The 9,688-nt window shown below is 64.3% G+C and carries 13 protein-coding genes and 1 pseudogene; 13 read left to right on the top strand and 1 reads right to left on the bottom strand.

Annotated features, from left to right (window positions below; translation table 11 throughout):
- Positions 1–57: 57 nt before the first annotated feature.
- From ACFPOB_RS25705 to ACFPOB_RS25765, 13 genes and pseudogenes are all read left to right on the top strand, one after another.
- Positions 58–555: a DUF305 domain-containing protein gene (locus tag ACFPOB_RS25705; RefSeq protein ID WP_054207534.1), complete on the top strand. Its 498-nt coding sequence runs from the start codon at positions 58–60 to the stop codon at positions 553–555.
- Positions 556–557: 2 nt separating this feature from the next.
- Positions 558–800: pseudogene (locus ACFPOB_RS25710) on the top strand (cupredoxin domain-containing protein); the annotation flags it as partial.
- Between the two features lie 23 nt (positions 801–823).
- Positions 824–1,102 (top strand): copper-binding protein, encoded by a 279-nt coding sequence (locus tag ACFPOB_RS25715; RefSeq protein ID WP_054207535.1) that lies wholly within the window; start codon positions 824–826, stop codon positions 1,100–1,102.
- A 220-nt stretch (positions 1,103–1,322) separates the two neighbouring features.
- Positions 1,323–3,704, top strand: coding sequence for a heavy metal translocating P-type ATPase (locus tag ACFPOB_RS25720; protein ID WP_377801169.1), 2,382 nt, complete (start codon positions 1,323–1,325; stop codon positions 3,702–3,704).
- Between the two features lie 133 nt (positions 3,705–3,837).
- Entirely contained in the window at positions 3,838–4,215 is a 378-nt protein-coding gene (locus tag ACFPOB_RS25725) for a hypothetical protein (RefSeq protein ID WP_377801170.1), read from the top strand.
- A 93-nt stretch (positions 4,216–4,308) separates the two neighbouring features.
- Positions 4,309–5,310: a YVTN family beta-propeller repeat protein gene (locus ACFPOB_RS25730; RefSeq protein WP_054207537.1), complete on the top strand. Its 1,002-nt coding sequence runs from the start codon at positions 4,309–4,311 to the stop codon at positions 5,308–5,310.
- 127 nt (positions 5,311–5,437) lie between these two features.
- Positions 5,438–5,671 carry a DUF2933 domain-containing protein gene (locus ACFPOB_RS25735; protein WP_067255018.1) on the top strand — a complete coding sequence of 78 codons (234 nt, stop codon included), beginning with the start codon at positions 5,438–5,440 and terminating at the stop codon, positions 5,669–5,671.
- 171 nt (positions 5,672–5,842) lie between these two features.
- Positions 5,843–6,517 carry a Spy/CpxP family protein refolding chaperone gene (locus ACFPOB_RS25740; RefSeq protein WP_377801171.1) on the top strand — a complete coding sequence of 225 codons (675 nt, stop codon included), beginning with the start codon at positions 5,843–5,845 and terminating at the stop codon, positions 6,515–6,517.
- A gap of 210 nt (positions 6,518–6,727) precedes the next feature.
- Positions 6,728–6,985, top strand: coding sequence for a heavy-metal-associated domain-containing protein (locus tag ACFPOB_RS25745; RefSeq protein WP_047579395.1), 258 nt, complete (start codon positions 6,728–6,730; stop codon positions 6,983–6,985).
- A gap of 5 nt (positions 6,986–6,990) precedes the next feature.
- The gene (locus ACFPOB_RS25750) at positions 6,991–7,470 is read left to right on the top strand and encodes a DUF411 domain-containing protein (RefSeq protein WP_047579394.1); all 480 of its coding nucleotides are present in this window, start codon (positions 6,991–6,993) and stop codon (positions 7,468–7,470) included.
- Between the two features lie 167 nt (positions 7,471–7,637).
- A complete protein-coding gene (locus tag ACFPOB_RS25755) occupies positions 7,638–8,231 on the top strand; it encodes a DUF1016 N-terminal domain-containing protein (protein ID WP_377801172.1) in 594 nt (197 codons plus the stop codon).
- Positions 8,141–8,707: a DUF1016 domain-containing protein gene (locus ACFPOB_RS25760; RefSeq protein ID WP_197064358.1), complete on the top strand. Its 567-nt coding sequence runs from the start codon at positions 8,141–8,143 to the stop codon at positions 8,705–8,707. The genes ACFPOB_RS25755 and ACFPOB_RS25760 overlap by 91 nt, the downstream gene beginning before the upstream one ends.
- Before the next feature lie 110 nt (positions 8,708–8,817).
- On the top strand, positions 8,818–9,003 hold the full coding sequence (locus ACFPOB_RS25765) for a DarT1-associated NADAR antitoxin family protein (RefSeq protein WP_047579392.1): 186 nt from the start codon (positions 8,818–8,820) through the stop codon (positions 9,001–9,003).
- On the opposite strand, the gene ACFPOB_RS25770 is transcribed toward ACFPOB_RS25765, so the two are convergent.
- Entirely contained in the window at positions 9,000–9,575 is a 576-nt protein-coding gene (locus ACFPOB_RS25770; protein WP_377801173.1) for an abortive infection family protein, read from the bottom strand. The genes ACFPOB_RS25765 and ACFPOB_RS25770 overlap by 4 nt on opposite strands.
- Positions 9,576–9,688: the final 113 nt, after the last annotated feature.

Genomic DNA, 9,688 nt, shown 5'->3' on the forward strand with positions numbered 1-9,688 from the left:
CCTTCGTTCTCATCGCGACGGGTGTGGCGTCCGCTTTCACGCCCAGTGGAGACGGATATGCAAAACCACCACCGGGCCCACGGCAGCCCTTCCCAAGGCGGTCACGGCTCGCATGGCAGATCTTATCTGATGTTCTGGCTGAACATGATCCTCGGCCTGATCGTCATGTACGTCGTGATGTTCTCGATGATCGACGGCTGGCGCGACTTCCGGAACAATCTGAACATGTTCTACATGGCGGTCACGATGTGGGCGCCGATGGGCATCCTCATGCTGGCGACGATGCCGGGCATGTTCCCGAACAAGAGTGCCAACACCATTCACTACGTCGCCCTTGCGTTTCTCACCGTCGCATCGTTTTACGGAACGCGAAGCCAGACCCTGATCGACGATCGCCAGTTCGTCGACTCGATGATCCCGCATCACTCCGGCGCGATCCTCATGTGTCGTGAGGCGAAGCTCGCCAATCCGGATCTGAGGAGGTTGTGCGAGGCGATCACGAAGGCACAACGCGAGGAGATCCAGCAGATGGAGGCGATAAGAGGTCGGCTGTAGGACGCCCCAACGGCGAACTCGACCACGAGCTGGTGCTGGCCACGCTGGAGGAGAACCTCAAGCATGCCATCGAGATGCAGAAGAATCCCGACATGGAACACGACGATCCGAACGCCAAGCGGCTCGCGCCGAAGAAGACGGGCGAGATCGTCTGGGCCTTCACCAAGGCGGGCGAGTTCGACTTCTCCTGCCTGATCCCCGGCCATCGCGAAGCGGGCATGACCGGCAAGATCATCGTCAAGTAAGCGTCAGAGGAAAGGATCATCCCATGCTGAAGACCACCGCCACCCTCGCATTCCTGATGGTCGCGCTGCCGGCTGCCGCCCAGTCGGTCAATGGCACCGTCACCAAGGTCGACGAGGCCCAGGGCAAGCTCACCATCAACCACGGCGCCATCAAGAACCTCGACATGGATGCCATGACCATGGTGTTCCGCGCGGGCGATCCCGCCATGCTCAAAGGGCTGAAGGCCGGAGACAAGATCAAGTTCGACGCAGACCGCGTCAACGGCCAGATCACGGTCACCAAGCTTCAAAAGGCGAAGTGACCTAAACGGCCGATCCGGGTCACAGGCATTCACCGGTTTGCTTGCGCTGGATCGGCCCTTCGGGACACCTTGATGCGGCAAGTCTTGAGGTGGTTCACGGAGGTCGAGACCCGCCTCGATCGCGTCGATGGCTGGAGCCCCGGAGGCACGCGCTTGACCTTCCCATCATGGGAAGCCCCAACCTTGCCGCAGCTTATCGATGCCTGCCCGGAGAACCGTCATGACCGACACCCCAACCAGCAAGGACCATGGCCATCATCATGACCATGGCCTCCATGGGGGACATCATCATGAGCATGAGGGAGCAGCCGGGCAGGTGAAGGACCCGGTCTGCGGGATGACGGTCGACCCGCACGCGACCACGCACCGGGCGCAGTACGAGGGCAAGCCCTATTACTTCTGCTCCTCCGGCTGCCAGTCGAAATTCATGGCTGAGCCCGCCAAATACGTCGAGCCGGCGGCGGCCCGGAAGGCTGAACCCGTGCCGGAAGGCACGATCTACACCTGCCCGATGCATCCCCAGATCAGACAGGTGGGACCGGGTTCCTGCCCGATCTGCGGCATGGCGCTCGAACCCGTGCTCGCGACGGCGGAGACCGGTCCCAGCCACGAACTGATCGACATGACGCGCCGGTTCTGGATCGGACTCGCGCTTTCCCTGCCCGTGGTCGTGTTGGAAATGGGCGGGCACCTGACGGGTCTGGGCCACTATGTCGGCCAGCAGACCTCGAACTGGATCCAGATGCTGCTCGCGACTCCTGTCGTGCTGTGGGCAGGCTGGCCGTTCTTCGAGCGTGGCTGGCAGTCGCTGGTTTCGCGCAACCTCAACATGTTCACGCTCATCGCCATGGGCACGGGCGTGGCCTGGATCTACAGCATGGTGGCGACGCTGGCGCCCGGGATCTTCCCGGCCGCGTTCCGAGGCCATGACGGTTCGGTGGCCGTGTACTTCGAAGCGGCTTCCGTCATCACGGTTCTCGTCCTGCTCGGGCAGGTGCTCGAACTGCGGGCCCGGGAGAGCACCAGCGGGGCCATTCGCGCCCTGCTCGACCTCGCGCCCAAGACGGCCCGCAGGATCATGCCCGACGGCACCGAGCAGGAGGTCCAGCTCGACACCGTGCAGGTCGGCGACCGCCTGCGGGTGAGGCCGGGCGAGAAGGTTCCCGTCGATGGTGTCGTCGTCGAGGGGCGCAGCGCGGTCGACGAGTCGATGGTCACTGGCGAGTCGATGCCAGTCACCAAGGAAGTCGGCGCCGCGGCCATCGGGGGCACGATGAACCAGTCCGGCGGCCTCGTGATCGAGGCGCAGAAGGTTGGGCACGACACGATGCTGTCGCGGATCGTCCAACTGGTGGCGGAGGCCCAGCGCAGCCGCGCCCCGATCCAGCGATTGGCCGATCACGTCTCGGGCTACTTCGTGCCCGCGGTCATCGGCATTGCGGCACTCGCCTTCATCGCATGGGCGTTCTGGGGTCCCGAGCCGCGGTTTTCCTACGGCCTCGTTGCGGCCGTGGCGGTGCTCATCATCGCCTGTCCATGCGCGCTTGGTCTCGCCACGCCGATGTCGATCATGGTGGGGGTCGGCCGCGGCGCCCAGGCGGGCGTTCTGATCAAGAATGCCGAGGCCTTGGAACACATGGAGAAGGTCGACACCCTCGTGGTCGACAAGACCGGAACCCTCACGGAGGGCAAGCCATCCGTGACTGCCGTGGTTCCGGCTCCGGGCTTTGACGAAGCCGAAATCCTGCGCCTGGCAGCCAGCGTGGAGCGAGCGAGCGAACATCCGTTGGCGCTGGCCATCGTCGCGGCCGCCGACAAGCAAGGCATCGCCACTGCGCCGGTCGCCGATTTCGATTCGCCCACCGGCAAGGGAGCGCTGGGTACCGTCGAGGGACGGCGCGTCGTGCTCGGCAACGCGGCCTTCCTGACCGAGCATGGCATCGATCCCGCTCGCCTGGCGGACCAGGCGGACAAGTTGCGCGAGGACGGCGCCACGGTGATCTTCGCCGGAATCGGCGGGAAGGCGGCGGGTGCCATCGCCATTGCGGATCCGGTCAAGACTTCGACGCCGGAGGCGCTCGCCGGGCTCAGGGCGGAAGGCATCTGGGTCGTGATGCTCACCGGCGACAACTGGACGACCGCGAAGGCGGTCGCCAGGCGGCTCGGAATCGACGAGGTCGAGGCCGAGGTCCTGCCCGACCAGAAGAGTGCCGTGGTCCAGCGTTACAAGGCGGACGGCAGGGTGGTCGCCATGGCGGGCGACGGCGTCAACGACGCGCCGGCGCTGGCGGCGGCGGATGTCGGCATCGCCATGGGCACGGGCACCGACGTGGCGATGGAAAGTGCGGGCGTGACCCTGCTGAAAGGTGACCTGACCGGAATCGTGCGGGCGCGACGGCTGTCGCAGGCCGTGATGCGCAACATCCGTCAGAACCTGTTCTTCGCCTTCATCTACAACGCGCTCGGCGTGCCGGTGGCGGCGGGAGTGCTCTTCCCGTTCTTCGGCATCCTGCTGTCGCCGATCATCGCGGCGGCCGCGATGGCCCTGTCGTCGGTCAGCGTGATCGGCAACGCGATCCGCCTGCGCACGGTACGACTGTAGTTGCCGGGCCGGGCAGTTCCATCGGGAGCCGCCCGGTCCGTCCGGCTGTTTGATGCAGCGCAAGGTTTCGGTCCGCCAACCGGGTAGACTTCCTGCAATGAAGAGGCGTCGCAAAAAAGCTCTGTCTCCGCTGATGGCCATGCTCCTCGCGGTCGCCGCGATGGTTCTCGTGGTCGGTCGCATGGCGACGCCTGCCTTTTCGGCGCCCGGTCCTGCCACGCACCTGTCCTTGGTCATTGAGCATGGGCACGTCGACCCGGCGGCGGCCTCCATCCATCACGGCCGAAACGCGGATCAAGACAGCGCCGAGGGAACGGCGGGCGGCCCTTCCTGTGACCAGGACTGTCTCGGCGCTTCCTCGAGCTGCCTCGTCGTGCCCCCGGCGATGATCCGTGCCGGTGCCCCTTTCCCGGGATGGCCCGAACCCATCTGCCTCCAGCCCGGGAATGACCTGATGCTGGCCGGGGCAATCCCGGAGGTGCGATTCAAACCGCCAAAATCCATCGCGTAACCCAACCGAATCCCGACCCCGCCGCTTCCGTGATGTCGCGGCCTGCGTGGGCACCGGGACCCAGTTCAATTCGAATTTCGGAAGGACAATGCGATGTTCGCACGCAGAACCCAGATTGCACTCGCCCTCGTCACATCCCTTGGTGCCGCCGGCGCCCGGGCCGACACGATCGTCGTCGCCAACGAGAACGGGCAGAGCCTCTCCATCATCGACTCCCAGACCTCGAAAACCACCACGGCGGCGATTCCGATCTCGCCGCACAACGTCGACGTCACCGCCGATGGCCGCCTCATCCTGGCGACCGGCATGCCTGCGGCACAGTCCGGCAGCCATGCGGCTCACGGCTCCGCGGGCGGGCAGCTCATTCTCATGGACGTCGCTGGCGACGCGCCCGGCGCGCCGCAGGTCGTGACCGTGGGAGGGCATCCGGCGCATGTCGTCCCCGACGCACAAGGGCATTTCGCCTACCTGACCGACGCCGAAACCAACTCGGTGGTGGTGGTCGATATCCCGGGGCGTAGGGTAACCGGTCGCATCCCCGTGCAGAACTACCCGCATGGACTGCGCCTATCGCCGGACGGCAACCTGCTCGCGGTCGCCAACATGAAGAGCGACACGGTCTCGTTGGTGGATACGCGCAATCCGGAGAAGGCCATGCATATCTCCGTCGGAAAGCGGCCGGTCCAGGTCGCGTTCGACCGGAGCGGCCGCATCCTCGTGGTCTCGCTCAACGGCGAGGACAAGGTCGCCATCATCGACGTCGACGCTCGCAAGGTGCTGCGGAAGGCCTCCGTCGGAAACGGACCCGTGCAGGTCTACGTTACGCCGGACGGCAAGGCCGCCCTGGTCGCGAACCAGGGCTCGGCGGCGAAGCCGGACAACCGGGTGTCGGTCGTCGCGCTCGAGGACGGCAAGCTGATCCGGAACGTGACGGTCGGCAAGGGAGCGCACGGCATCGTCATCGCTCGCGACGGTCGCACGGCCTACGTCACGAACACCTACGCCAACACCATCTCCGCGATCGATCTCGGCAGCCTCTCGGCCGGGAAGGCCTATCCGGTGGGCAAGGGGCCGAACGGCATCGCCGCCCGCTAGGTGTCAGGAAGCGGGAGCAGACCGGGTGGGCGGAACGAGCCTTTCCGGTACCTCGCTTGATTTCGCTCAAGGCGCCATTCGCAAGCAAGGTCCAAGATCGGCACGCTCCGCACCGGGAGAGATCGACATGCCCACCACACCGACTCCTGCCCCCGAGTCGCCACGAACCTGGCGGACCCTGCTGATCAACACGCCCCTGGGTTGGGTCTGCTCGCTCGCGTTGGCCGCTCTCGGCATCTACCTCCTCGCGAACCACGGCGGCCACATCGTGACCGCACTGCCCTACCTCCTGCTGCTGGCCTGCCCCCTGATGCATCTGTTCATGCACGGCGGCCACGGCCACCACGACAAGCGGGAGTGACCGCCCAAGGCCGGGCCGTCTGCGGCCCGGCCGGGAACATTGGGGCCCTTGCGGCCCCGGGACCAATGGCTGCGCCCGACGAAAACCTGATCGGCGCTGCCTGCGGCCATTCCGCGAAAGCTGCGCCGACGCCGTTCTTGCCCTTTTTGACCGCTCAAAGGAGACACCGCCATGAAGATGTCCGTTCTCGCGACCGTCCTGGTTACCCTTGCCGGGCCCGCGCTGGCCCAGGCGCCGACTTCCAGTGACCCGCACCATCCAGGTAAAGCCCCCAAGGCGCAGGCCCAATCCACGGCGCCGGGAAAACCTCAGGCGATGCCCGGCCAATCCAGAATGCCGATGCCCATGGGCCAGATGATGCAGGGTCAAGGCATGCTCGGCGGCAGCCAAGGGATGATGGGCCAATTCTCGGCGGAGGATATGAGTGCCTTCGCCGAAGCCCATATCGCGTCCATCCATGCCGGGCTGAGGCTGACCGCCGACCAGGAAAAGCTATGGCCCCCTGTCGAAACCGCGCTCCGGAACCTGGCGACCCTCCACCTCAGCCATATGCAGGCCATGCGCCAGACAGGAGGGATGACGGCAAACGATCCGGTGAACATGCTGCGCACCATGGCCGACCATATGAGCCAGGGATCCGACGCCATGCGCAAGCTCGCGGACGCTGCCGCGCCGCTCCACGCGACCCTCGACGAGGCCCAAAAGCGGCGGCTGCCGGCACTCGTCCGGATGGGCAGCCGAGGCATGATGGGGCAAGGCATGATGGGTCGGGGAATGATGGGACCCGGCGGCGCCATGATGCCCGGATCCGACGGCTCTGACGACGACACCGCGAACAAGCATTGATACGCCACCCCGGATGGAGCCTGGCTCGCAACGAGGTCCTGCTCCGAACCGATGAAAGCGGGCGGACACGGGGTTGGCGCCTCGCAAGGGCATCCTCGAAAGGTACGTGCCGTCGCGACATCGGCGCGTCGTGATGAAACGCCGCTTGACCTTGCCATAATGGGAAGGTGCAGGCTGCTCTCAACGTCGATGAGAAACGGAGATCATTCCATGTGCGGATGCAACAACCACTCCTCCCGGCCGGATCAGGCGGCCGAACGTGATCCGAATGCCCTGACCTTGCGGGTCGAGGACATGACCTGCGGTCACTGCGCTGGCACGATCAAGAACGCGATCGAGACGGGCCTGCCCGGCACGCAGGTCGAAGCCGATCCGGCTTCCAAGTTGGTGTCCGTCCGCGGGAGCAGCGACCTGGCATCCATCAAGGCTCTCGTCGCCAAGGCCGGCTATACCCCGGTCGCAGCCTGAAGGAGATGCTCATGCTCAACCGCCGCAGCTTCCTCGCCGTTCTCGGAACCTCTGGGGCCGCGATGATGGCCGGACGAGCCTTTGCGCAGGCCAACCTGCCGAAGGTGATCGTGACCAAGGATCCGAACTGCGGCTGCTGCGGTGGCTGGGTGGAGCACATGAAGGCCGCCGGCTTCCCCGTCGAGGTCGTCACATCCTCCGACGTCGACCAAGTGAAGCTCCGCCTCGGCGTGCCGGGCGACCTTGCCTCCTGTCACACGGCGGAGGTGTCCGGTTACGTCGTCGAGGGTCATGTGCCGGCTGACGCCGTCAAGCGCCTCCTGGCCGAGAAGCCGCAGGCTCGCGGCCTCGCCGTTCGGGGAATGCCGATGGGTTCTCCCGGCATGGAGGTCGTCGGCAAGGCGCCGGACAGCTACGAGGTCGTCCTGTTCGGATCGTCGGGCCGGACAAGCTTCGCGCGCTACCGCGGCGTGAACCGCGTCTGATCCGGGTCGCATCGGCGCTTTGCCGAGGCAGTGCCTGATTTCGGGTTGGCCAATGGAGCGGTTTTCCGACCACGAGACTGCCAGCGCGGTTCCAGCAGCGGTCAGACCCGTGGTCTGATGCCGAACCGGATGGCATGATGGCGCGGAAAATAGCGCGAAAGCGAAGCATGCCTCTCCAGACGACCCCGCCCGAATACCTCGAATGGCTACGCAACCTGAAGGGCGAGATCCAGCAGGCCCGGCATCGTGCTGCCCTCGCCGTCAACAGCGAACTGATCCTGCTTTACTGGCGGATTGGGCGAGAGATTCTCGAGCGCCAGGCCACCCATGGCTGGGGTGCCCGCGTCATCGATCAACTCGCCGATCTTCATTCGGAGTTCCCGGACGTCAAAGGGTTCTCCCCTAGAAATCTGAAATATATGAGGAAATTCGCCCAGGAATGGGGAGATTCCGCAATTGTGCAACAGGTTGTTGCACAATTGCCTTGGGGCCAGAACGTTCTGCTTCTCGACAGCGTCCCCGACGAAGCGCAGCGGCTCTGGTACGCACGAGCGGCGGTCGAGCACGGCTGGAGCCGCAATATCCTTAAGCACCAAATTGAAACGAAGCTCTATGATCGCCAAGGTCGCGCGATCACGAACTTCACATCGACCATGACGTCTCCCGGCCGATGCCGATCAATCTGTTCAAGGATCCCTACGTTCTCGACTTCGTCGAGATTGCAGGCGATGCGCACGAACGACATCTCGAGAAGACACTGATCGATCGCATCAAGGATCTTCTGCTCGAACTCGGGAAGGGCTTCTCCTTCATGGGAAGCCAGTATCATCTCGATATTGGAGGCCAGGACTACTACCTCGATCTCCTTTTCTACCACACCAAGCTTCACAGCCACGTTGTCATCGACCTGAAGATGGGCGAGTTCGAACCGGAGTTCGCCGGGAAGATGAACTTTTACCTGGCGGGGGTCGACGACAAGCTGCGGACCGAAGGCGATAGCCCCAGCATCGGGCTGATCCTTTGCCGGGGGAAGAACGGCCTCGTCGTGGAATATGCACTGCGGGGCGTGAACAAGCCGATGGCCGTATCGGAGTACACGGTGCTGCCGCCGGAAATTGCGAGAGCACTCCCAAGCCCGGATGTGCTCGTGGCGGGGTTGGAAGATCACCTCAATATCCACGATGAACCGGATGATGGTGATGGCTCCGGCGGGGGAATGTCAGGCGGACCTCGATAGGTGCCTATGAGGCGCTGGCCAGTTCCCGCCTCTCCTCTTCCGGGAAAGATCAACATCTCGCCCTGCCTCGCTTCCCCAGATCGAGCGATTGCCGTGGCCCGCTATACGGAATGCGATCGGTCGCTTTGGATCCAGAGGATGCCGCCGAGCAGGACGTTCATGAGTTCAACCCCGAGAAGCAGGTCAACTGCCCGGCCCGGGCGTTCGCGGAATTCAAGAGCCTCAATGCAAGGTCGGAGCTTGAGAAAGCCGCAGCCGACTTCGATTACTTCGCATCCAGGCTGCCGCCGATTTAGGTGGCTGCTTTTTCTTGATGCGTCTCCACGATGAAGGCCGCCAGGGCTCCGGCCATGTTGACTGCAAGGCTGGCATGGCGCTGCGAGGGTTTCACTGGAATCTTGCCGCCGCGGCCGTGCGAATCCGACAGCCTGTTCCGCAGAGTGCCGAGGCCGTTGACCAAATTCATGGCGCTGCCAAGGATCGCCTTGATTCGTGCCTCAGTGTGCTGGTCAGGCGCTAGATTTAGTGAGGTGGCCACCGCCTTGTACAGATCCGGCAGATCCGCCCGATCGTCATAGGTCTCATTCCGCTCGTCGAGCACGCGCTTGCAGACCGTCTCCAGCAGAGTTCGGGCCATGGTGATCGCGCCCTCGGGATCCGTTGTTCGCCGCGCCAAGGCTTTGGTCCAGACCGTATGCACGCCATCGCTGTCGAAAGTCGACAACGCATCACCAGCGACGACATCGAGGGGCGCACGGTTCGCTCCTTCGAGGTGATCGATGATCGGGGTGAAGGCGTCGTTGAGGTGCTTTCGCCGCCCCTTATAACCCGCGATCTCGCCGAGCTCTCCCCAGAGGGACGGTGTCAAACGGCGCGCAATATTGGGTCTGACGCAATCCCGCTGACATTTGAGATCATTGCGCGCCGATCAGACGCGCCTGGAGAAGATCGATCTTTCCGCGGCCGTACATCTGGCGTTTG

Origin of the sequence: Allobosea eneae (genome assembly GCF_042657265.1) — a bacterium.
GTDB lineage: Bacteria > Pseudomonadota > Alphaproteobacteria > Rhizobiales > Beijerinckiaceae > Allobosea > Allobosea eneae.

Excerpts from the sequence above, each read along its gene's own strand:
- ACFPOB_RS25705 (WP_054207534.1), top strand. The coding sequence starts at position 58 with ATGCAAAACCACCACCGGGCCCACGGCAGCCCTTCCCAAGGCGGTCAC.
- ACFPOB_RS25715 (WP_054207535.1), top strand. The coding sequence starts at position 824 with ATGCTGAAGACCACCGCCACCCTCGCATTCCTGATGGTCGCGCTGCCG.
- ACFPOB_RS25720 (WP_377801169.1), top strand. The coding sequence starts at position 1,323 with ATGACCGACACCCCAACCAGCAAGGACCATGGCCATCATCATGACCAT.
- ACFPOB_RS25725 (WP_377801170.1), top strand. The coding sequence starts at position 3,838 with ATGGCCATGCTCCTCGCGGTCGCCGCGATGGTTCTCGTGGTCGGTCGC.
- ACFPOB_RS25730 (WP_054207537.1), top strand. The coding sequence starts at position 4,309 with ATGTTCGCACGCAGAACCCAGATTGCACTCGCCCTCGTCACATCCCTT.
- ACFPOB_RS25735 (WP_067255018.1), top strand. The coding sequence starts at position 5,438 with ATGCCCACCACACCGACTCCTGCCCCCGAGTCGCCACGAACCTGGCGG.
- ACFPOB_RS25740 (WP_377801171.1), top strand. The coding sequence starts at position 5,843 with ATGAAGATGTCCGTTCTCGCGACCGTCCTGGTTACCCTTGCCGGGCCC.
- ACFPOB_RS25745 (WP_047579395.1), top strand. The coding sequence starts at position 6,728 with ATGTGCGGATGCAACAACCACTCCTCCCGGCCGGATCAGGCGGCCGAA.
- ACFPOB_RS25750 (WP_047579394.1), top strand. The coding sequence starts at position 6,991 with ATGCTCATGCTCAACCGCCGCAGCTTCCTCGCCGTTCTCGGAACCTCT.
- ACFPOB_RS25755 (WP_377801172.1), top strand. The coding sequence starts at position 7,638 with ATGCCTCTCCAGACGACCCCGCCCGAATACCTCGAATGGCTACGCAAC.
- ACFPOB_RS25760 (WP_197064358.1), top strand. The coding sequence starts at position 8,141 with ATGCCGATCAATCTGTTCAAGGATCCCTACGTTCTCGACTTCGTCGAG.
- ACFPOB_RS25765 (WP_047579392.1), top strand. The coding sequence starts at position 8,818 with ATGCGATCGGTCGCTTTGGATCCAGAGGATGCCGCCGAGCAGGACGTT.